Raw genomic sequence first — 21,578 nt, 5'->3', positions numbered from 1 at the left:
CTGAAAAAAACACCAGCATTATGCTGGTGTTTCGTTTTGCAAAGGAGAAATAAGCTCTTCGGCTGCTTGTGCATCTTTTGGATCTGCAGTCAGATGATTCAAAATCACAATACTGAATAGACCTATCGCAATCACACTAAACACCAGACTCAAGCCAATAATTTCACTGCCGAAACCGACCAATGCCGGTCCGATCAGTGAACCTGTGTATGCAAATACCGATACATAGGATAATGCCACATGTGAAGCCAAGGTTTTTTGACGGCCTGCACGTGAAAACATTAACGGTACAATATTAGCACTGCCCAGACCGAGAATGGCATAGCCCAGCAACACTACTTGCCAGACTGGTGCAAAGACCACAGTCAATAAACCGGTTGCAGCCAAAATTGCACTCAGTAGAATGGTATTTTTTTCACCAAACTGTTGAATAATGAGATGTCCGCTGAAACGACCCAATACCATCAAGGCCGCAAAGAAGCTATAAGCCAAACCAGTTTGAGCCGCTGGCAAATTGAACTGGCTGGCAAGATAAATCCCGCTCCAGTCCATCGCTGCGCCTTCGGACAGGAACGCCACAAAACAGATCAAACCGATGCCTAGAATCGCCAAGGTGGGTGCTGCTTTTGTCGCTGACTGTTCTGATGAGGAGGTTTCCTCTAGCACTGTTTTTGGCTCAGTCCCCAAGCTAAAAGGAATAGCCAATATTGCAATCAATAGCAAAATCGCACTGACAATAACTGCGCCAGTTAAAGGCGCTAGACCGAATCCCATTAACGTGGTCATTCCCAGCACACCGGCCAGACCACCGAGGCTACATACGCCATGGAAACCCGACATTAAACTTTTAGCAAGTTTTTTCTCAACCTGTGCGGCCTGAATATTGACCGTCACCCCCAAAGCACCAGCACTGGCCCCAAAGAAAAACAGGCTGATCGCCATCATCAAATGATTCGGGCTATACGCCAAAGCAGGCAAAATAAACAAAAATGCTGTTAACACCACAGCCAGAACAGCACGGCAACCTAATGTATTGGTGAGTCGGCCTGCCAGTGGCATCGCCAGCATGGATCCAATTCCGGCACAGAGTAATAACAGACCAAAGTCTGCATGATTGAGTAACAGGCGCTGCTGTGCATAGGGAATTAAAGGTGCCCAAGCTGCGGTACTAAAACCCAAGCTAAAGAAGCACAATGCAGTCGCTATTTTCTGCCATAGATGGGGTGATGGAGACTGAATTCGAGAAAGCAGAGTTTGATTAAACATTGTATTACCTAAAAAGAAGGCTCAGGCATCCATTACCGATCATCCATAGAAAAACCCCACTGACTTATAGCTGAAATGTATAAGTAGGCGGGGCTTAATTTGCGTGAATTATAAACAGAATAATTTTAAATGGAATAGCTTTTAGGCGCTAATTTCAAGATTTTTTACAAGTGGCTGATTGTATAAAATTTATAATTTTGTAATTTTATTTGCATAGGCTGATCGGTTTTTCAGCGGCTTGTTTAAGCTCCAGATTTTGCAGAAAATGTGCAAAACCGGCTGCAATTTTTGAGCTAAGCCGACTGCTGGTGGTCACTCTGAGCTGATTCGACCAGATAATCTTTGCCCCGACATGTTCTAGGCGATGGATGAAATCGACATCTTCATGACAGTCCAGTTGCTGAAAGCCGTTTACCTGTAGATAAGACGCGGCCTTAAAACATAGATTTGCCCCATGAATATGACGGTGATCCATCTTGTCCTGATAATGACTCAGATAAGTCTGACGGGCTAATGTGCTTAAATGCCCCCATTCATCCAGATCGACCACCCCACAAATCACATCCGCCGGTTGGTGCTGCAACATGACCTGAAACCAGTCACGCTGTACAAAAGAATCGGCATCGGTACAACAAATCCAGTCACAACCCTGCTCGATCATGTGCTGAACGCCCAAATGACGTGCCTTTCCTACATTTTTAAAATGACAACTGATCGTCTGAATTCCCGACTGCTGAACTTTGCTTGCAGTAGAATCGGTGCAACTGTCTAAAACCACCAGAATCTTGATCTCGGGCAGAACTGCTAATTTTCCCACATGCTGAAAGAAGTAAAGTCGTGCAGATTTTAATGCCTTCAGGCAACGTTCGATATAGGCTTCTTCATTACAGGCCGGAATCACCACCGCAATTTTCTTCATTTCAAGCCCTCCTGCTCAGCTACGGATTGCGCAGAATTCAGCCACAGATCGACCAGAAAGTCTGAATCCTGTACGCTGAGATTATGCTTATATTTTAACTGGGCTTTTAATTGTCGATGTACCTCTTCACCATTTAAGCTAAATCCTGCAATCGGCGCGCGCCAATGACAACTCAAGATACATCCACCCGGTTCCAGTGCAGTATGCAACCATGCCAGCACCTGTTGCAGTGCAATCGGGTTCAGATAATATAGAATCTCACTGATCACAATGAGCTGAAATTTCTGTTGCGGCAAGTGATCTGGCACAATCCGCTGTAGCACCTGTACATGCGGATAAGCATGTAAACGCTGCCGAGCCAATTGAATAGCAGTTTCGTTGGCATCCAGACACATTAAAGTTGCTGTCCGCTGTGCCAGTTCCTGACTGAAGATGCCATTACTACAACCAATTTCAATCGCGGAGTCAAACTGCAAACGCGGCAAGACCGCCAGACAAATCTGCCGTTTGCGCTGTTCATACCAGCGTTGTTCATAGTGCCAGGGATTTCCCTGATTCAGTGCATATAAGGCATCGAAATATTCCTGATCATAGGCTGCGTTACTGTTCATACAGATACACCTCCCAGGGTTGTAAAAGACGTTGTAATGCCTGTTCTGGCAGAATAGCTGCTTGTTCTGTGGTAGGATCAAGCTCGAGCTGACTCTTAAAACATCGCGCAGCTATAGACTTATATTGCAGTTCTTCTTCAGTTAATCTGAGTTGATGAGCGACGCTCCAGGGAATTCTGGTATCTCCAGGTGTGGCCCAGTGCCACGCCCAAATCAGGACCTGAATACAGGCCAAATTAAGCTCAGTCGCCAGCTGCTGGGTGACCTGCCCTGTAATTTCATGATCTGGATGCCCATCATGAACAAATGTGGTAATTAACACATCATTCGGCTGCAGATAAGATTGCAGGTGCTGCTGCAACAAATCACGCTGTTCTGCCACCTTGCCATCCTGAATGTCTAAAGCGATCCGCAGAATATTCTGTTTTAAAGGCAACCCTTCTAAAGCTGCTCGCGTTTCAGCAGGACGAATCTGGTTCAACTCTTCGGGAGTATACAGACTAGAGCCCGGATGACTGGCTGTCCCGTTGGTAACGGCAAAAAGTACAATTTGATATCCAAGTTTGTCCAGGCGCTGAATCAGACCTCCACAGCCCAAAATTTCATCATCGGGATGAGGGGCAATAATGCAGATCCTGGCATCCGTTGGAATAACCTGAGGAATATCGAATTCCGGCATCTGTTGCAAAATCTCACAGGTACGCCATTCTTCCAGCCTTGTACCTTCACCATGGATGACACGATCACCCACAATCTCATGTCTTATAATGTCCATAGTGCTTCCTCCTGTGCGCTTAATTCACCAATTCGCTCCAAATCAAATGCGGCATGACTTTGACGAATAAATACCGGCAGATCTGCTGCAAGCCGGGCAAAATGCGGATGCTCACAATACGGCGCAGCACCTAGGGCCTTCCCCACATGAGTGAGCACGTTTAAAGCCGTTGCTTCAACCTGAGCACGCAGACTGCGAATGTTTAATTCATGTGAGTATTGTGGCTGCTGATCAATTAATTCAGCAACTTGATAAAATAAGGCTTGTGTTGCTAGAAGCTCCCGACTGATTTCACCAAGATACATGGCTTTATAGGCATGCGGTTTGACCAAGAACGTCTGCCTTAAATACTCAGCCAAACGGACAGTTGCACCATACCAGCACGCAGCCACGCCGGCGGCACCATGCCAGAATCCAGGCCGATCCAGATAGGCATCCGGAGCAGCGACTTTTTCCACCTCTACCCGATCCAATTCTAGCCTGGCAGTTAAAGTATGCTGCATGCCCACTGCCTGCCATGCATCCTGATAATGCTGAATGCCTTCTTGCTGCAGATCCAGAATCAGTAACTGGGATTGTTGCTGCTCATCACGATAAGTGAGCAGGCCGTGTTGCACCCAGACCGATGCAGAACACCAAGGCTTAATTCCGGTGAGATTTCCTGCTTCCAGCTTTAAAGGTCGGGGGCCACCTTCTGCTGCCCATACTGCCCATAAGCCATTTTTCATGACTGGAATATTCAGTTCATGCAAAATGGCCAAAGCATCTAAATGCGATTCAAACAGTTTTCCTAAGCTCAGATTACTGGCTGAGACCTGGCTGAGTATCTGCCAGCGTTTTAAGGTAGCTCCAGAAGCGGGGTATGGCACCTGAGCGGAAATCTCCACCAGCTCCATTAAAGTGTGGTGAATTTTTTCTTGTAGCTCCAGAGGAGAAGTTTCAAATCTTTGTAATATTGAACCGAGGTTCATGCATGCGGTTCCTCATAAAATTTGGAGAATACTTTTGTGTTTTTTTAAAGTCAGTTATTTCAGTGAGTGAGAAAGCTTACGCATTTGTTTTAAACGTGTAGTTAATCCTAATACCTTACGCCTTGCATTAATCTCCTCTTCATTGAAACAGAGTTGCTGCATGAGTTCATCTAAAGGCAAATGATTATGCTCAATGAGATAAATGTCCTGTTCTCTGCTCCATTTGGCTTGCTGTACTTGTGCCAACAACTTTTTGACATCCGGTTTCACCATCTCTTCGTCCATATAAAAACCGGGAGGATAGAAGCCGGAGCCTCTATCCTCCAACATAATAGGATGGGTGGTTTATTAAGCAGGAATCGCTTCCGCAATTGCTTCACGCGCCCAGACACGATGATTCAGGATCAAAGTCTTAAAGCTATCTTGTACTGCTTCAAACTGTCCGTTTGCCAAGGTTCCTTCATCACTAACCAAGCGTAAATGTTCAATCAGCTTGCCTTTATCGCCCAAGAACACGATTGGTTTTAAATGCTTGTAGGCTTCCAGCAGATAATGAGTCGCCACACCGTCTTTCATCACCACATCGTAATTATCACCGTCAGCAATCACCACGGCATCATAGGCGATGGATGGCTCGGCTTTTTGCATACCATCGGAAGGAATCACATCACCTTGCAGACCCAGTACCAGACCCGGTTTTGGAGTCAGTACATCGACTACAGCCCCTTCTGATTCTGCCCAGGCTTGAACAGCCTTGATACTGGCCTCATTGGCTTTATCGTGTACCAACAGGGCAATTTTTCGTGCTTTAATATCTTCAGGTTTAAAGGCCTCGAAAGATAAACGCGGTGAAACCTGTACCTCTGGCAATGTTGCCGCTTTTTTCTCTGCCGGAATTTCAATGCCCAATTGATCCGCGACTTGTTGTGCCAAGTCCAAGTCGATGTTACACAGTACTTCACGCTCACGAATATATTTGCGTTCTACCTTGCTCAGTTCGAAGACATAGGCATCGACAATATGTTTTTGCTCATGGGGTGCCTGGCTGCGATAGAAAAGACGAGGCTGACTAAAATGATCACTAAAAGATTCACTGCGCTGACGGATCTTGTGACCATCAATACGTTCCTGATAGCTTTCAAAACCACCATCTTGTGCTGCTGGCGGAGCTTCAGCCGGCCAGTGATCATCAATCGAGTTTGGTTCATAACTGGCTTGACCGGTATGTACAATACGCTGATGTAACCCGTCACGCTGATTATTGTGGAACGGACAAACCGGCTTGTTGATTGGAATCTGGTGGAAATTTGGACCACCTAAACGGCTGAGCTGGGTATCGGTATAGGAGAACAGACGTGCTTGTAATAAGGGATCATTGGTAAAATCTAGTCCCGGCACAATATGTCCCGGACAGAATGCTACCTGCTCGGTTTCACCAAAGAAATAATCGACATTACGGTTCAGCACCATTCTGCCAATCGGCGTCACCGGCACCAGTTCTTCCGGAATAATTTTGGTTGGATCCAGCAAATCGAAGTCATATTTCATTTCATCTTCTTCTGGAACGACCTGTACACCGAGCTCCCATTCTGGATAATTCCCGGATGCAATCGCTTCGTATAAGTCACGACGATGGAAATCCGGGTCTTTACCCGCCAGTTTTTGTGCTTCATCCCAGACCAGTTGGGCGAGACCCTGTTTTGGCGTCCAGTGAAATTTCACAAAAACCGCTTTATTTTCGGCATTGATCAACCGGAAGCTATGCACCCCAAAGCCTTGAATGGCTCTTAAATTACGCGGAATACCCCGGTCCGACATGGCCCACATCACCGCATGCGCTGATTCAGGCACTAAAGAAACAAAATCCCAGAACGTATCATGTGCTGATGCACCGGTTGGAATTTCAGTTTGTGGCTCAGGCTTCACCGCATGTACAAAATCCGGGAACTTGATCCCGTCCTGAATAAAGAATACCGGCGCATCATTCGCCACCAGGTCAAAATTACCTTCTTCAGTATAGAATTTGGTCGCAAAACCGCGAATATCGCGTACAGTATCTGCCGAACCACGCGGCCCCTGTACCGTAGAAAAACGTACAAATACCGGCGTTTGTACACTGGTATTGGTCAGAAAGCCTGCTTTGGTCAGTTTTTCATTCCCCGGATAAGCCTCAAAATAACCATGTGCGCCGACACCGCGGGCATGCACAATACGCTCCGGAATACGTTCGTGGTCAAAATGTGTGATCTTTTCACGCAGAATAAAATCTTCCATTAAGGTCGCACCACGAACACCTGCTTTAAGACTGTTCTGGTTATCTGAGATTTTAACGCCCTGATTGGTGGTGAGTGTCTGCTCGGTTGCATCGCTACGATATACGTCAAGCTGCTCACTCTTTTTATTGGTATTTTGCTTATCTAAACCATTTTTGCCTGTGGCTGGACTATTCGCCTTAATTTTCATGATGTTTCCCTTGCTGAGATTGAGTTTAGTGCAGATATTTTTGCCTATCTCAAAGTCGCTTGAGCTTATATGTCTCGCATGGGTTGGCCAATAACATGATTCCCGCAAACCCAGTTGCTACAGCCAATTCTGTCTCAAGTCAGCACTTCATCTCTGTGTTCTGTCTCGTAGGATTTTGCTTTCTGGGATATTGTTATTGACCGCGCCTGTGTCCTAACATAACTGCATTTAGGAAAGAGGTTTATTATTCTTTGTTGTGCCTTGTTTAATTAAGGCAGCGTTGTGTTATTTTTTTATAAACCCCCTCTTTTTTTATGATCTTTGCACACAGCCATCTCATTCATTTAAAAGAGATATAAAATTTTAGTCATGCTATGTTGCAATAAAAGTTCTTCAGGCAAGATGTGATAGTGCATACAAATCCGTCATCATGAATCAGTGCAATATTTCCATTCTGAAATAGCTAAGGCTTTTTTCAACGTTCTAAATCTGTTGGGATAATTATCGCTAGGTTGATAAAGAGAAATAAAGTTTATTAAATTGAAAAGTTACAATCCTCTCTGCATGCTATACATAATGACTAAACTTCCTGCCTGTCTATTGATCTAATATCTATAACTTATAAACACTTAAATCTTTCAGCTTGTTCATATTGATAATGGAAATTAAGTTTCAATTCGGGAGTCATCATCAAGATCGAACCCTCGTTTGACTCAGACTTCGAATACATCTGACTTTATTTTAATACACAGCATGTTGTTAAATTTTAAGGAGTAAGAGCATGGCCTCTTCTAAAAAAGAATCTAAAGCAATGAAAATTGATATCGGAATTTCGCATGATGATCGTGCCAAGATTGTCGATGGTTTATCCCGACTATTGGCAGACAGCTATACCCTGTATTTGATGACCCATAATTTCCACTGGAATGTCACCGGCCCCCAGTTCAATAGCCTGCATAATATGTTTATGACCCAATACACCGAGCAGTGGAATGCGCTGGATGTGATTGCTGAACGTATCCGGGCCTTGGGTTTTGCAGCACCTGGCACCTATAAACAGTTTGTAAAACTGACCTCTATTAAAGAGGTTGAAGGGGTGCCAAAAGCTGAAGAAATGCTGCGCCTACTGGTCGATGCCCATGAGACCGTAGCACGTACCGCCAGAAGTATTTTTGCAGTGATTGAAGACGCCAATGATCAACCAACAGCGGATATTTTGACCCAGCGACTAGATGTACATGAAAAAACTGCCTGGATGCTCAGAAGTAGTCTGGATCAATAAAGCTTGATTAATCGCATTTAAGAGCAAGCGGATGAGCGGGATGACACGAGGGTGTTGCTTAGCCGATTAGAACAATCCCAAAGATATGACCTTTAAAATGAAGCACTAAAAACTTGGAGGATGTATGCAGTCGTGTACATCCTCTTCTCATCACCAGGTTTTAAGAATTGAGGTATTCAGGCATGAAAATAATTCAGCGGCAGTTTTAAATAGGAAATACCATTGGCCTCTGCTTCAGGAAATTGACCGGCACGTATATTGATTTGAATCGCCGGTAAAATCAGTTTTGGCATACCTAATTGGGCATCGCGTTGCTGGCGCATTTCAATAAATTCAGCTTTGGCCATCCCCCTGTGAATATGGATATTATGCTGCTTCTGGGTCTGAATATCGGTTTCACAGACAAAGTGATCACGGCTTTCCGGTAAATAGTCATGGCACAGAAATACCCGGGTATCATCCGGCAATTGATACAGTTTTTGCACCGAATCGAATAGCGTTGCCGCACTGCCTTTGGGAAAATCACAACGTGCAGTGCCATAATCTGGCATAAACAAGGTATCACCGATAAAGACTGCATTCCCGACCACATAACTCAGACAGGCCGGTGTATGTCCCGGCGTCGGAATGTTATAGGCCTGTAGTGAACCAATATTGAATTTTTCATGATCCGCAAACAGATAATCAAAAGGCTGAGCCAGATTGAACTGTTTCATATCCAGATGATAGATCGCGCCAAAGACTTCCTGCACAATAGAAATATGCTGGCTCATGGCAATCTTGCCGCCCAACTGTGAATGCAGATATTGCGCTGCGGTCAAATGATCTGCATGCACATGGGTTTCCAGAATCCACTCAACCTCAAAGTTCTGCTGTCGTATATAGGCAATAATTCGATCCGCATGTCTGGTCGATGTACTGGCAGAAGCGGCATCATAATCCAGCACACTATCAATCACCGCACATTTTCCAGTGGCCGGATCACCCACCACATAGCTAAAAGTATGGCTATCTTCATGAAAAAAATCTTGAATTACGGCGCTATGACTCATGATGATGCTCCTGACCATTGACGATGTAGATAAACCCCTGCCAGCATGGCCATAATAAAATAAGTAGCCTGATAGTGGCCTAAACCAATGAGTGTCAGACTGGGCGCTGGACAGATACCGGCAATTCCCCAGCCGATACCAAATAAAAGACTGCCGCTCATCAGTTTAGAATCAATTTTCTGATTAGTCGGTAACTGGATCGGTTCATGAAATACAGTTTTAGCTACCGGATTTCGCGTGGCTTTCTGAAAAGGAATAAAGGCGACCATAATCGCGCCCAGCATCACAAAGGCCAGACTCGGATCCCAGTCGCCAAAAACATCCAGAAAATCCAGAACCTTTTCAGGATTGGCCATACCGGAAATCATCAAGCCAACTGAGAATAAACCACCCCATAAAAATGCCAGCAGATTTTTCATTTTAGCGCACTCCAATCAGGTGACGAATCACATAAACTGTCATAAATCCAGCCCACATAAATACGGCTGTAGCCAAGATTGAACGTCTAGATAAACGGCTGATGCCACAAATCCCATGGCTACTGGTACATCCCGAGCCTAAACGGGTGCCAAAACCGACCAGTAAACCTGCAATGATCATCATCCAGGGACTGGTATTCAGTTCGATTTCAGGTTGTATACATCGTCCATAAGCAAATGGAATGATGATGAGACCCAATAAAAACCACAGAGCTGGCGTCTTGAAAATGCTTTTAGGATTAAGTACCTGTCCAATCAGACCACTAATGCCCGCGATCCGGCCATGAATATACAGATAGCCGACCACTGAAACACCAATAAGTAAACCACCGAGAAAAGCGCTCAGGAAGTCATGCATCATATTTCACTTTCACCACTATATATTTTGATATTATATTTAATTAAATATTATTCAAGTTCTAGTCTGTTTAACTTATTTGATGGAAGATGATTATAGGCTCAAATCCAATGCATGCTAAGCTCTCTGGTTTCAGCCCTAGTCAGCTGTGACTAATAAAGAAATAATCTGGATCGGATCAATCTAATATTTGAAATATTGTCTAAGTTTCAATTGGATGAACCGTATGGGAATCACTTTCAATCCGGCCATCGACCAGATTAATGGTTCGATCACAGGTGGCGGATAGGCGCGGGTCATGCGTCACCAGCAGAACGGCGCAGTCGCGTTCACGATGCACTTTACGAAACAGCTCAAACATGTCGGCGGCGGTCTGCGTATCCAGATTACCGGTAGGCTCATCGGCCAGAAGTAAGGCTGGCTCTGTAATCAAAGCCCGCGCAATCGCAATCCGCTGTTGCTGCCCACCGGAAAGCTCGTTCGGTTTACGATCAGCAAACTTTTCCAGCCCCACTGCAGCCAGCAAATCCCGTGCCCGTTGTAAGCCTTGCTGTCCGGGTTTGCCTCGCGTCATCATCAAGGGCATTAAAATATTATCCAGTGCAGTAAATGCCTGAATCAGGTGATGGAACTGAAATACAAATCCAATACTATTGCCACGTAACGCAGTCCGGCCACGATCATCCATGGCACTGGTCGGCTGTCCCAGCAAATACAGCTCGCCACTACTCGGCTGATCCAGCAATCCCAGAATATTCAATAGCGTACTTTTTCCGGAGCCAGAAGGCCCAATCAAAGCAGCAAAATCCTGGCGTTCAATACACAGATCAATACCATGCAAGACCTCAATTTCATTGGGCTGACCAATATTATAAGATTTGCGCAGCGCTTCTAAACGCAGGACTTCTTGAGATGGTTCAGACATGACGAATCGCCTCCACCGGATCGAGTGCCGCTGCCCGGCGTGATGGCACTGCAGCGGCCAATACCCCTGTTAATGTCGCCAACAATAAAGCCAGAAGTACCAGCTCGATCGAAATCGGGATATAAAATAATCCCGGGCCAAAATTATTAAATACCCAGACCAGACCATAACTGGCTGCACTGCCAACGACCGAACCCAGCAGACCAAATATGGCCCCCTGAAACAGGAAAATTCTTAAAATTTGTGACTGGGTGGCGCCTGTCGCACGCAAAATACCAATTTCCCGAGTACGCTGTACCACGCTGACGGACATGACACTGGCAATGCCAAAAGCCACTGAAATGGCGACAAAAACAATAATCATATTGGTAGACAGGCTCTGTGCAGTAATCGCATTCATCAGCTGTGCATTGGTTGAAATCCAGCTTTCAGCCTTTAATGAGGTCAGGCGCCCCACTTGGGTCGCAATGTCATCAGCCTCAAAAATATCGTTAATGGTCAGATCAATGACAGTTACACCACCGGGCAGACCGAGTAAAGACTGTGCCTGTTTCAAGTCCAGATAAACATAACGCGCATCCAGTTCACGCACGCCCAGTTCAAATATGCCGGCAATATTTACCAAGGCACTGTTTTGCTGACCGGTATCCAGTCGCAATTTGCTACCGACCTGAACCCCCAGATCTTTGGCCAACTGACTGCCGATCAGTACATCATCCGCGCCAACACGTAACTGACCACTGGTTAAATATTCTTTCAATGGAATGATCTGCTGATAACGCTCCAGATCCATTCCGACCAAGGCCACGGATTCAATCGCATCACCGCGTTGTACAAAGGCCGGCCCGGAGACCACAGGCGACACAGCAGTTAATATCGGCAACTGATCCAGTGTTTCGGTAATCTGCTGCCAATTATTGATGGAACGCAGTCGTTGTGCGCGTTTATCTTCCTGTAACAATTGCACCGTCCCGGCAGGCGGCGGCACAATCCGGTTGACTTCATCGGGTGAGAGCAGACGGATATGTGCCTGTGTACCTAATGTACGTTCGACAATATTGGCCTGTAGCCCCTGAATCAGGGCCGTGATAAACACAATCACCGCCACACCAACGGCGACGCCCACCGTGATCATAATGGACTGCGCGCGACCTTCGCGCAAAAAACTGATCGCGATTTTCCATTCGATCCAAAGCCGCTCGAAAAAATTTTTCAATCGAATTTCACCGGTAATTCATTCTTGCTATCAGTCGCGTCAGTCGAGCTCATCAATGAGCTATCTTGTGGCTTGAGACGGACTCGCGCACCCTCTTCCAGTAACGATTCGGCATTGGCCAGCACCTGATCACCCTCACTCAAACCTGAAGTTACTTCTGACATGGCCAGACCCCGTAAACCTAAAGTCACCGGTTGGCGCTGGATTTTTCTATCACGTACCAACACGACCACTGCCTTATTGCCTTTAATATTGCTAAGCGCATCGTTCGGAATAGCCAGTGCCCGCTCCCGTTTATCTGTCTCGACATTGACCGATACGGTCATGTCCTGACGCAGAAAATCTGGCACCGGGTTGACGGTTAATCTGACCTCTACCGTGCCCCGCTGCGGATCAATGCTCGGTGCAATAAAGTTAATGCGGGCCGGAAAAGACTGATCCGGATAAGCATCGCTAATCACGGTGGCATTTTGCCCTAAGGCCAGTTGCGGTAAATTCCGTTCATCGAGTGGCACCCGGATTTCTGTATTGCCCGTTAAGGCAATGGTAAATAAGGTTTGTCCTGGTTGAACCAGATCGCCTGGCTCGACATCCCGTGTCAGTACTGTACCTGCGACCGCAGCCCGAATTCTGGTTTTTGCCAGTTGCGCCTGCGCCACTGCCAGCTGTTCCCGAAGCGATGCTTCTTCAACTTGTCCCGTAGACAATGCCGCTGCTTTTAGACGAACGGTTTCATAATTGTTGCGGGCAACTCTTTCTGCCTCTAAGGCCTGTTCTATTTCTTCAGCCGACAGGATACCCGCTTCGGCATTACGTCTCCGTGCTGCTTCTCGGCTGGCCTGCTCCAGCTGGGCTTTGGCACTGGCCAGTTCTGCTGCAGCCTGTGGCCGTCGGCTGCTTGCCAATTCGTTTAGTGCCAGCTCAGCCTGTCTGACTTGGGCCAGCAATTCATCCGACTTCAATACTACCAGCAGATCACCCGGTTTAACCTGATCGCCTTCCTGCACCAGACGTTGCAGAACCACACCACTAATTTCACTGCCTACCTGGGCACGTGAGACTGTCGCAACACGCCCGGTCGCAACAACATTTTGTACCAGCGGCATAGCACTCAGCGTATAACTAGGCACCACAGGCCCCTGCCACCAGCGAAATAGAGCAAACCCTACTGCCAGTAGCAATACGATGATGAGCAAAATTTTATAGCGGGCAGCGCGCAATGAGAATCTCCAATTGATTCGTCTAATTTGAAATAAGAAAGTCAAAACTGTATTTGTTTTTTCCTAAGGTTTAATTTACAACAAGTTTCTAATTGGAATTATAGGTATTTTGTTGAGTTTGAAAAGAATGTTGAGTTCCTGTCCACTTTTTTGAGCCAGCTTAAGTCGGTGTCAGTGAATTTAATCAATAACAGATCCAGATGCGGGATCAGGTAATAGAAAATTGTATTGAATTTATCTTGAGTTCAAGGAATGGGAGCTTTCATTAAAAAAACAGGCTGGATCGTAATGGATCTAGCCTGTTCAATCGTTTGGGTGTTAATTGGATGTTAGTTAAATATTAGACCGTACGACGTAATGGCTGATCACGTTGCGCCAGACTTTCACCCATCGGCACGAGTCGTCTATCAAGATCAATCTTTTGCCAAGGCAAGTCATTCGGGTCTGCTTTCATGGCCCCAGGCGCTTTCGCGACCAAAATGGCAGCAGCCATGTCCTGAAAATCTGCACGAAAATGTACCGAACTTTTCACCACGATAATCGTTTTATCTTCAGGCACAAGACCAAAAATTCTAAACATATTACGATCGAGCAACTGGGCTTTGTAGGAACTGACTGCAATTTCAATACCGTCTATTTCCAGCAACACACTTGGGCCAATATCCGCCTCAACGCCATGCATCATAGGCCCGCCATAGCTGAATTTTCCATCGCTATAGGCTTTGATTTTAAATTCAGCGCTAAATGGGGAATCCCCGGCAATACCCGATGTTCCACCCAGTTGCGCATAAAAATTCTGACCAAGCTCAAGCTGATAGGCTTGCTGCGCCACCGCAGGATCTACAATGAGGCCAATCAATGCATTTTTAACCTGATGTCGATGTAGCGCCGATAGCATCCCGGTCGTATTCGAATCACCACCGGCTCCCGGATTATCCTGAGTATCGGCAATCACTACGGGTCTGGTCGAATGATGCTGTTGATAAAGTTGAAGTGCCTGCTGCACGGCATGATCCGGTGATAAGAAATCCATATTCCAATGCGCTTCTTGTTGCAGCACATGGGCGATATAGCCTTGCATAGCCTGATCTAACTGCATAGCGTTTTCACTATAGCCCCAGATACAACCACCACATTCGGCAAAGTCTGCCGCCGGAAAACCCGGCGTGAAATTCATCTGGACAGGATTATTTTGCTCTAACTTTTCCAGTAAATTCATACAAGACTGGGTAGGTTCCAGCTCGGTACATTGTGCATTCAGCGCAATCAAAAATGGCAGCTTATACATTTGCTTGTGCAGCTTTTTACCCCGGAATATTTGATCCAGCAGTTGGGCACAGCGTTGTCCGGTTTGAGCCATATCTACATGCGGATAGGTCCGATAGCAAATCAACACGTCACTATGGGCAAACATCGCTTGCGTGACATTGGCATGGAAATCCAGACTAGCAATCACCGGAATGTCCGGACCAATGGCCTCGCGAACCCGTCTTAATAATTCTCCTTCGCCATCATCCACCTGTTCACTGACCATGGCACCATGCAGATCCAGATACACTGCATCTGCCGGATGCTGCTGGATGCTGGAAATAATTTCATCACAGATGCGCTGGTAAGTGTCCTGCTCTATATGCGCTGAAGGTGAAGTGCCAGCCCAGATCACTGGCAAAAGTTGATAACCGAATTGTTCTGCTTGTTGAATAAAACCGCCAATCGGAATGTTCTGTTCCCGAAATTTCAGGATATCTGCGCCACGACTAAGTGGAGGAAATCCCCCACCCTGGACAAAATCGGCGTAGCTTGCTTTGGTCGGGGCAAAGGTATTGGTTTCATGTTGAAAGCCCGCAATGATGATTTTTTTCATATCTTGAATCCTTCCTATGCTGCATGATTGATTATTTATCAACGATTAAAGCGGCGCGTGTTGTTTGCTGAGGAGCAGCTTGCTTTTTCAGTCTGAAGGCATAAATCAGGAAAGCGCCACCGAGCATCATGATCACAGCAATCGTGAACCAGCCTGCCAACATGGAACCGGTCATTGACTGCGCCATGCCCATAATATTTGGACTGACAAAACCACCGAGTAATCCAATACTGTTAATTAAGGCAATTCCGCCTGCTGCTGCACTACCGCTTAAGTATTTCGATGGAATCGACCAGAAAATGGTATAGGCACTAAACATAAAGGCCGTTGCGGTACAGATCGCAATAAAGGAAAGCAGGAAATTTGCACTGATCACCGACAACATCAAGCTAACTCCGGCCAATACCGTCGGCACTACACAATGCCATTTCCGTTCCTGCCATTTGTCCGAGCTACGGGCAAAGATGATCATGAAAATTGCGCCGCATAAATACGGGATTGCCACCAACCAGCCAATCATCTGCAAATTCTGGATACCGCCCGATTTCAATAAAGATGGTAGCCAAAAGCCAATCGCATAGATGCCACAGATAATGGTGAAATAGGCCAAGGCCATGAAATAAATCCAGGGATCCTTTAATACTGCTTTAAAATTGCTATGACCGCTTGCAGACTGATGCTGTGAAATTTCTTTCACCAATAAGGCTTTATCCTCTTGAGACAGCCATTTTGCTTGTGAGGGATGATCGGTTAAATAAAAGTACGCTACGCAGCCCAATAGCACGGTTGGTACAGCTTCCAATAAAAATAACCATTGCCAGCCAGAAAGATTATAAATCTGATGAAAAGTACTCATGATTTGTGTGGATAAAGGTGCACCTAACATGCCAGCCAGTGGTCCGGCTAGCATGACAATCGCCATGACACGTGCCATGCGTGCACCGGAATACCAATAGGTCAGATAGAAAATCATGCCTGGGGCAAAACCGGCTTCGAATACACCTAGTAAAAAGCGCAAGATATAAAACATTTGTGGGGTGGTGACAAATAGCATCGACATGGAGGTCAGGCCCCACAAAATCATGATGCGGGTAATGGTTTTTCTGGCGCCGACTTTTTCAAAATACAGATTGGTTGGCACTTCAAACAGGACATAACCTAAAAAGAATATGCCGGCTGCCATGCCATAAATCGCATCGTTAAAGCCCAACTCCTGCTGCATTTGTAACTTGGCAAATCCGATATTGATCCGGTCCAGATAAGCAAAGAAATAACACAGCAATAAAAATGGCAGCAGGCGCCAGCTTACTTTCTTGTAAATCTGGTCTAACCGTTGTTGACGGGAGGTGATTAAATCCATCTAAAACTCCTTTTTATCTAGATCTTCTTATTGTTCAAAATCCATGTAATCATGCTCCTGACTTGATAACAATGTAATTTTTTAGGCATACTGATGCTTTTAAGGCATCAGAGTTTTTATGGACAGAAACTTGCAATTCCTTGCGCCACTGAACGGAATCAATGAAAAACGTTTGCGTTATTTCTATACGGTGATGATGTTTGGCTCGATGCGCAAAGCGGCAGATATCCTGAATATTGAACAGTCTGCCATGAGCCGACAAATTCAACTCTTTGAATCAGAATTAAAAATAAACCTGTTCAAACGCAAGGGTCGGCATATTATTCCGACTGAAGCTGCCTATCTGGTACTTGAGTATTTTAAGGAAAATAAAAATCGTGAAAATGAATTATTTGACAGTTTATTTCAGCTGCAATCCTCTCAACTCGGCAAAGTGAACATTGTTTCAAGTGAAAGTTATATGCAACATATGATTTATGATGTACTTCGACATGTGCATCATAAATATCCAAATCTTGAAATCCAGTTAGAATTAATGAGTGCCCAGCATGTGGTACGACATATCGTGGACAGCCTGGCGCATATTGGACTGGCGTATAACCCTCCATTTCATACAGACATCAGCACCATTGCTCATAAGACAGAACCTTTTATTCTGGCTGTTCCTGCCGGTCATCCTCTTGCCAAGCTCAAACATCGCATTTGTCTTTCCGAAATTTCAGCCTATAAATTTGCTTTAATGCCCGTAGGGCACGGTTTCCGTCAGTTACTCGACAGTGAAATGGTGCGCTTACAAGTGAACCTGAATATTGGCCTGACCACCAATTCTATTTATGCCTTAAAAAATTATGTGGTGGCTGGACATGGGATTTCGGCCATGCGCTATGCAGATATCGCAGATGCAGTAAAAGAAGGTCAGGCCGTCGCCTTAACTATTGATTCCGAACTGTGCAACACAGCTCAAACCCAACTGATGGTCCGTAAAAACACCCATTTGTCAGAGTCGAAGCATTTATTGATTGAGCGTATTCGTTCTAGTTTTGATTTGATCTTTTAGATAATTTGATTTTTTAAATTGCTTATAAAATTTAGGCAATAAAAAAGCCACTTATATAAGTGGCTGATTTATAACAATAATTTTGGTGGAGGTGGCGGGAGTTGAACCCGCGTCCGCCAGCATTACGCTCGAGAATACTACATGCTTAGATATCGTCTATTGTTTTAACTCTTTGTGACCCGACGAACAGGATACAAATCGCGATCCTCTTAGTTTAGTACAAAGCCCCGAGGCTTGGCTTTATACGGACTTGTGTGCGTGCGCTTCAGTCGGACTCTCTAACCACAAGTATTCGGAGAGGCGGACAAGCTGCCCTTAGGCAGCTAGAGCGTATGATTCGTCGTTTGCGACTAAAAAATGCAAATTTGATTTACGAGAGAAAATGCGCTCTCGGCATGCATCTATGAGTTTCATCACCAGCGTCGAAGCCAGAAACACCCCCAAAGTACAAGGCAATCATAACATAGATGTCAAAAATTACGATGCATTTTCTAAACATTTACACAACTTGATGCGCTTAATTACATTATTGCGCTAATATTTTACTTTTCAAGCCGAATAACAGAAAAATTATGAGCTATTTACTGGCCCTAGATCAAGGAACCACATCGAGTCGGGCTATTATTTTTAATGAACATGGACAAATCCAGGCAACGGCTCAACGTGAAACCCATATTCAGACGCCACATTCGGGTTGGGTCGAACAGGATGCTCAGGAAATCTGGAGCACGCAGATTGCGGTGGTACAGCAAGCGCTCGCTACCGCAAGAATTCTCGCCAAAGATATTAAAGCCATTGGTCTGACCAATCAGCGCGAAACCACGGTGGTTTGGGATCGAAGAAATGGTAAACCGCTCGCGCCGGCCATCGTCTGGCAAGACCGTCGAACGTCTGACTGGTGTAACCAGCTGATTGAACAGGGCTGGATAACCAAAATTCAGCAAAAAACCGGTCTACGGATTGATCCTTATTTTAGTGCAGGAAAATTGGTCTGGTTTCTGGAGCATGTAGAAGGCGTACGTGAACTGGCTGAACAGGGTCATGTCGCTTTTGGTACTATCGATAGCTGGCTGATCTGGAACCTGACTCAAGGCGCAGAACATGTGATTGAAGCCAGCAATGCTTCCCGTACCATGCTGATGAATCTACATCAACAAACTTGGGACGAAGAACTACTGGAGCTGTTTCATATTCCTGCTTTGGTCTTACCAAAAATTATTTCCTCGGATAGTTATATCGCTGACACCGCTTCAGGTTTACTCGGTGCCAATATCCCCATTACTGGGATTCTAGGTGATCAGCAATCTGCACTGTTTGGTCAATCCTGTTTTGACGTGGGGAGCGCAAAAAATACCTATGGCACCGGTTGTTTTATGCTGTTCAATACCGGTCAAGACATCCAGCTCAGTCAGAATAAACTGCTTTCTACTCTTGCCTGGCAAGCGCAGGGTCAAACCACCTATGCACTGGAAGGCAGCGTGTTTATGGCGGGTGCGGTAGTGCAATGGCTACGTGATGGTCTCGGGATTATTCAAAAAAGCAGTGATGTCGAAAAACTGGCCTGTAAAGTTGAGGATACCGACGGCGTGGTTTTGGTTCCGGCCTTTACCGGACTTGGCGCGCCGCATTGGGACAGTGAAGCGCGTGCCCTGCTCTGCGGCATGTCTCGTGGCACAACTCAAGCGCATATCGCCCGAGCAGCCTTAGAATCAATCGCTTTTCAGGTATCGGATGTCCTCAGTGCAATGCAATCCGATATTGCCCACCCTTTAAAAGAATTACGGGTCGATGGCGGTGCCAGTAGCAATGACATGCTGATGCAGTTTCAGGCAGATATTCTCAATGTGCCGGTGCTGCGTCCAAAAATGCTGGAGTCTACCGCTTGGGGAGCAGCAGCGATGGCCGGATTAAAAGCTGGCGTATTTTCAAACCTGGAGGAAATTTCGCAGTCTTGGCAACTTGAACATGCCTTTGAACCGAAAATGCAAAATGATGAGCGTGAAGCTCATTTAGCCAAATGGCAGAAGGCCTTAAATCGGGCCAAATCAGATCTATAACCTGTATCAATCTGAAGGTCGAAAGCTAAAAAAGCACTGTTCAACAGTGCTTTTTATTTTCTATCTCTTACCCTCAATAAGCATAAGATGCAATCGCTGTAGCAATTGGCTTATCTTCATCATTGATCATGGTCATACGCATGGTGCAGCCCTTACGCCCCAAACGTAAGGTTTCTGCCCGCGCGATAAAATATTTACCGCGCCCGGGTGCCAGATAATCCACCCGCATATCCACTGTCGCCAAACGCGAGACTTTTTTAATGGTGTCGGCAATGGTTTCAGGTTCGGCTTTTTTATATAACTCCCCCATCGCTACAATTCCACCGACACTATCGAGTACCGTGGCCGCAAGACCGCCATGCAAAATTTGAAACGCGACATTACCAATCATAAAATCCTGCATTTCGACATAGGCTTCGATCTGGCCTTCCACCACCCGCATGCTCATACCATTATGCTTAAAAAAAGGAGAGCTATTAAAAGCATGTACCAACTGATTTAAGACCACATCAATATCCACCTTTGCCCCCAAGTGTATATTACCTGTCCAGCTTTTCTCTGTCTTAGTCATCACTCTGCTCAAATCCACCGCAATAAAAAACCGCTAATTTATGCCCAAAAATTTCAGTTAGGGCTACAATAGGTGCCTAGTTTAATACTGATTGCTGAGATTTTTATGACCTATACGTTCAATCGTCCCGCGTTTCCTGCAACTCGCATGCGTCGTATTCGTAAAAATGAGCATTTACGTTCTATGGTACGTGAGACGCATCTCAGTGCAGATCACCTGATTTATCCAGTATTTGTACTGCCGGGACAAAACCAGAGCCAAGATATTCCCAGTATGCCGAATATCCAGCGCCTGTCAGCAGACTTGCTGTTAAAAAAATCAGAGCGTCTGCTGGAACTGGGCGTCAACAAACTGGCACTGTTTCCAGTCACACCACAAGAAGATAAAAGCCTGACCGCCGAAGCGGCTTGGCGCGAAGATGGTCTGGTCCAACGCACTTTGCGTTTATTAAAAAAGGAACTGCCAGAAATGGTGCTGATTACTGATGGTGCACTGGACCCATATACCACGCATGGTCAGGATGGCATTATTGATGAGACCGGTTATGTCTTAAATGATGAAACGGTCGAATGTCTGATTAAACAGGGTCTCAGCCATGCCGAAGCAGGCGCAGATGTATTTGCCCCAAGTGACATGATGGATGGCCGGATCGGTGCAATTCGTCAGGCCTTTGAACAAAATGGGCATATCTATACCTCAATCATGGCTTATTCAGCCAAATATGCATCCAGCTTCTATGGTCCATTCCGTGATGCAGTCGGTTCTGCCAGCAATTTAAAAGGTGGCAATAAATACAATTACCAGATGGATGTCGGTAACCGTGCCGAAGCACTGCATGAAATTGCGCTGGATATTCAGGAAGGCGCAGACATGGTGATTGTCAAACCGGGCATGCCTTATCTGGATATCGTCCGTGAAGTTAAAGACACTTTTGGTGTACCAACCTTTGTCTATCAGGTCAGTGGTGAATATGCGATGCTGGCCGCTGCCATTCAAAATGGCTGGTTATCTGACAGCGTGATTATTGAATCGCTGATGAGCTGCCGCCGCGCCGGTGCCGATGGCATCTGGACTTACTTTGCCGAAGAAGCTGCGCTTAAACTGAAAGACATGAAGTAAAAGGATTTCGGCG

General features: G+C 45.8%; 20 protein-coding genes and 1 other RNA gene. 4 read left to right on the top strand and 17 right to left on the bottom strand.

Annotation, left to right across the window (positions count from 1 at the left end):
• Positions 1-18 precede the first annotated feature (18 nt).
• The 7 genes from FTU45_RS04140 to katE all read right to left on the bottom strand — a co-directional run bounded on the left by FTU45_RS04140 (position 19) and on the right by katE (position 7,005).
• Positions 19-1,266, bottom strand: a complete 1,248-nt coding sequence (locus tag FTU45_RS04140) for an MFS transporter (RefSeq protein WP_074383135.1) — start codon at positions 1,264-1,266, stop codon at positions 19-21.
• Positions 1,267-1,471: 205 nt separating this feature from the next.
• A complete protein-coding gene (locus FTU45_RS04135) occupies positions 1,472-2,185 on the bottom strand; it encodes a glycosyltransferase family 2 protein (protein ID WP_005172136.1) in 714 nt (237 codons plus the stop codon).
• Positions 2,182-2,796 carry a class I SAM-dependent methyltransferase gene (locus FTU45_RS04130; RefSeq protein WP_180075976.1) on the bottom strand — a complete coding sequence of 205 codons (615 nt, stop codon included), beginning with the start codon at positions 2,794-2,796 and terminating at the stop codon, positions 2,182-2,184. Before FTU45_RS04130 ends, FTU45_RS04135 begins: the two co-directional genes overlap by 4 nt.
• Positions 2,786-3,571, bottom strand: coding sequence for a PIG-L deacetylase family protein (locus FTU45_RS04125; protein WP_064101605.1), 786 nt, complete (start codon positions 3,569-3,571; stop codon positions 2,786-2,788). Before FTU45_RS04125 ends, FTU45_RS04130 begins: the two co-directional genes overlap by 11 nt.
• Positions 3,559-4,542, bottom strand: a complete 984-nt coding sequence (locus tag FTU45_RS04120) for a hypothetical protein (RefSeq protein ID WP_064101606.1) — start codon at positions 4,540-4,542, stop codon at positions 3,559-3,561. Before FTU45_RS04120 ends, FTU45_RS04125 begins: the two co-directional genes overlap by 13 nt.
• 54 nt (positions 4,543-4,596) lie before the next feature.
• Positions 4,597-4,815, bottom strand: a complete 219-nt coding sequence (locus tag FTU45_RS04115; RefSeq protein ID WP_064101644.1) for a hypothetical protein — start codon at positions 4,813-4,815, stop codon at positions 4,597-4,599.
• Between the two features lie 75 nt (positions 4,816-4,890).
• Complete coding sequence (gene katE, locus FTU45_RS04110) at positions 4,891-7,005, bottom strand: catalase HPII (RefSeq protein WP_180075975.1); 2,115 nt, start codon at positions 7,003-7,005, stop codon at positions 4,891-4,893.
• Positions 7,006-7,786: 781 nt separating this feature from the next.
• On the opposite strand from katE, the gene FTU45_RS04105 reads away from it, so the two are divergent.
• The gene (locus tag FTU45_RS04105) at positions 7,787-8,287 is read left to right on the top strand and encodes a Dps family protein (protein ID WP_005096135.1); all 501 of its coding nucleotides are present in this window, start codon (positions 7,787-7,789) and stop codon (positions 8,285-8,287) included.
• Between the two features lie 176 nt (positions 8,288-8,463).
• On the opposite strand, the gene FTU45_RS04100 is transcribed toward FTU45_RS04105, so the two are convergent.
• The 8 genes from FTU45_RS04100 to FTU45_RS04065 all read right to left on the bottom strand — a co-directional run bounded on the left by FTU45_RS04100 (position 8,464) and on the right by FTU45_RS04065 (position 16,761).
• Positions 8,464-9,339 carry an MBL fold metallo-hydrolase gene (locus FTU45_RS04100; RefSeq protein ID WP_180075974.1) on the bottom strand — a complete coding sequence of 292 codons (876 nt, stop codon included), beginning with the start codon at positions 9,337-9,339 and terminating at the stop codon, positions 8,464-8,466.
• Complete coding sequence (locus tag FTU45_RS04095) at positions 9,336-9,758, bottom strand: YeeE/YedE family protein (protein ID WP_005096132.1); 423 nt, start codon at positions 9,756-9,758, stop codon at positions 9,336-9,338. Before FTU45_RS04095 ends, FTU45_RS04100 begins: the two co-directional genes overlap by 4 nt.
• A gap of 1 nt (position 9,759) precedes the next feature.
• The gene (locus FTU45_RS04090) at positions 9,760-10,176 is read right to left on the bottom strand and encodes a YeeE/YedE family protein (protein WP_180076058.1); all 417 of its coding nucleotides are present in this window, start codon (positions 10,174-10,176) and stop codon (positions 9,760-9,762) included.
• 202 nt (positions 10,177-10,378) lie between these two features.
• Positions 10,379-11,101, bottom strand: coding sequence for an ABC transporter ATP-binding protein (locus FTU45_RS04085; protein ID WP_005172157.1), 723 nt, complete (start codon positions 11,099-11,101; stop codon positions 10,379-10,381).
• Positions 11,094-12,317, bottom strand: coding sequence for an ABC transporter permease (locus FTU45_RS04080; protein WP_159516389.1), 1,224 nt, complete (start codon positions 12,315-12,317; stop codon positions 11,094-11,096). The genes FTU45_RS04085 and FTU45_RS04080 overlap by 8 nt, the downstream gene beginning before the upstream one ends.
• Entirely contained in the window at positions 12,314-13,537 is a 1,224-nt protein-coding gene (locus tag FTU45_RS04075) for an efflux RND transporter periplasmic adaptor subunit (protein WP_180075973.1), read from the bottom strand. Before FTU45_RS04075 ends, FTU45_RS04080 begins: the two co-directional genes overlap by 4 nt.
• Positions 13,538-13,877: 340 nt before the next feature.
• Positions 13,878-15,401, bottom strand: a complete 1,524-nt coding sequence (locus FTU45_RS04070) for a M81 family metallopeptidase (RefSeq protein WP_180075972.1) — start codon at positions 15,399-15,401, stop codon at positions 13,878-13,880.
• 31 nt (positions 15,402-15,432) lie between these two features.
• On the bottom strand, positions 15,433-16,761 hold the full coding sequence (locus FTU45_RS04065) for an MFS transporter (protein ID WP_180075971.1): 1,329 nt from the start codon (positions 16,759-16,761) through the stop codon (positions 15,433-15,435).
• 118 nt (positions 16,762-16,879) lie between these two features.
• Between FTU45_RS04065 and FTU45_RS04060 the strand changes: the two genes are divergently transcribed.
• On the top strand, positions 16,880-17,818 hold the full coding sequence (locus tag FTU45_RS04060; RefSeq protein WP_180075970.1) for a LysR family transcriptional regulator: 939 nt from the start codon (positions 16,880-16,882) through the stop codon (positions 17,816-17,818).
• 83 nt (positions 17,819-17,901) lie between these two features.
• On the opposite strand, the gene ssrA is transcribed toward FTU45_RS04060, so the two are convergent.
• Positions 17,902-18,260, bottom strand: a transfer-messenger RNA (tmRNA) gene (gene ssrA, locus FTU45_RS04055).
• Between the two features lie 130 nt (positions 18,261-18,390).
• Between ssrA and glpK the strand changes: the two genes are divergently transcribed.
• Positions 18,391-19,875 carry a glycerol kinase GlpK gene (gene glpK, locus FTU45_RS04050; protein ID WP_180075969.1) on the top strand — a complete coding sequence of 495 codons (1,485 nt, stop codon included), beginning with the start codon at positions 18,391-18,393 and terminating at the stop codon, positions 19,873-19,875.
• A gap of 73 nt (positions 19,876-19,948) precedes the next feature.
• On the opposite strand, the gene FTU45_RS04045 is transcribed toward glpK, so the two are convergent.
• Entirely contained in the window at positions 19,949-20,446 is a 498-nt protein-coding gene (locus tag FTU45_RS04045) for a thioesterase family protein (protein ID WP_005172294.1), read from the bottom strand.
• A 105-nt stretch (positions 20,447-20,551) separates the two neighbouring features.
• On the opposite strand from FTU45_RS04045, the gene hemB reads away from it, so the two are divergent.
• Positions 20,552-21,565 (top strand): porphobilinogen synthase, encoded by a 1,014-nt coding sequence (gene hemB, locus FTU45_RS04040; RefSeq protein WP_005172298.1) that lies wholly within the window; start codon positions 20,552-20,554, stop codon positions 21,563-21,565.
• Positions 21,566-21,578: the final 13 nt, after the last annotated feature.

It is taken from the genome of Acinetobacter sp. YH12106, assembly GCF_013418995.1.
In the GTDB taxonomy this organism is placed as follows: Bacteria; Pseudomonadota; Gammaproteobacteria; order Pseudomonadales; family Moraxellaceae; genus Acinetobacter; species Acinetobacter pseudolwoffii.
The sequence above is the reverse complement of the archived record's forward strand: the minus strand, read 5'-3'. Positions and strand labels throughout refer to the sequence as shown.

Excerpts from the sequence above, each read along its gene's own strand:
- FTU45_RS04140 (WP_074383135.1), bottom strand. The coding sequence starts at position 1,266 with ATGTTTAATCAAACTCTGCTTTCTCGAATTCAGTCTCCATCACCCCAT.
- FTU45_RS04135 (WP_005172136.1), bottom strand. The coding sequence starts at position 2,185 with ATGAAGAAAATTGCGGTGGTGATTCCGGCCTGTAATGAAGAAGCCTAT.
- FTU45_RS04130 (WP_180075976.1), bottom strand. The coding sequence starts at position 2,796 with ATGAACAGTAACGCAGCCTATGATCAGGAATATTTCGATGCCTTATAT.
- FTU45_RS04125 (WP_064101605.1), bottom strand. The coding sequence starts at position 3,571 with ATGGACATTATAAGACATGAGATTGTGGGTGATCGTGTCATCCATGGT.
- FTU45_RS04120 (WP_064101606.1), bottom strand. The coding sequence starts at position 4,542 with ATGAACCTCGGTTCAATATTACAAAGATTTGAAACTTCTCCTCTGGAG.
- FTU45_RS04115 (WP_064101644.1), bottom strand. The coding sequence starts at position 4,815 with ATGGTGAAACCGGATGTCAAAAAGTTGTTGGCACAAGTACAGCAAGCC.
- katE (WP_180075975.1), bottom strand. The coding sequence starts at position 7,005 with ATGAAAATTAAGGCGAATAGTCCAGCCACAGGCAAAAATGGTTTAGAT.
- FTU45_RS04105 (WP_005096135.1), top strand. The coding sequence starts at position 7,787 with ATGGCCTCTTCTAAAAAAGAATCTAAAGCAATGAAAATTGATATCGGA.
- FTU45_RS04100 (WP_180075974.1), bottom strand. The coding sequence starts at position 9,339 with ATGAGTCATAGCGCCGTAATTCAAGATTTTTTTCATGAAGATAGCCAT.
- FTU45_RS04095 (WP_005096132.1), bottom strand. The coding sequence starts at position 9,758 with ATGAAAAATCTGCTGGCATTTTTATGGGGTGGTTTATTCTCAGTTGGC.
- FTU45_RS04090 (WP_180076058.1), bottom strand. The coding sequence starts at position 10,176 with ATGCATGACTTCCTGAGCGCTTTTCTCGGTGGTTTACTTATTGGTGTT.
- FTU45_RS04085 (WP_005172157.1), bottom strand. The coding sequence starts at position 11,101 with ATGTCTGAACCATCTCAAGAAGTCCTGCGTTTAGAAGCGCTGCGCAAA.
- FTU45_RS04070 (WP_180075972.1), bottom strand. The coding sequence starts at position 15,401 with ATGAAAAAAATCATCATTGCGGGCTTTCAACATGAAACCAATACCTTT.
- FTU45_RS04065 (WP_180075971.1), bottom strand. The coding sequence starts at position 16,761 with ATGGATTTAATCACCTCCCGTCAACAACGGTTAGACCAGATTTACAAG.
- FTU45_RS04060 (WP_180075970.1), top strand. The coding sequence starts at position 16,880 with ATGGACAGAAACTTGCAATTCCTTGCGCCACTGAACGGAATCAATGAA.
- glpK (WP_180075969.1), top strand. The coding sequence starts at position 18,391 with ATGAGCTATTTACTGGCCCTAGATCAAGGAACCACATCGAGTCGGGCT.
- FTU45_RS04045 (WP_005172294.1), bottom strand. The coding sequence starts at position 20,446 with ATGACTAAGACAGAGAAAAGCTGGACAGGTAATATACACTTGGGGGCA.
- hemB (WP_005172298.1), top strand. The coding sequence starts at position 20,552 with ATGACCTATACGTTCAATCGTCCCGCGTTTCCTGCAACTCGCATGCGT.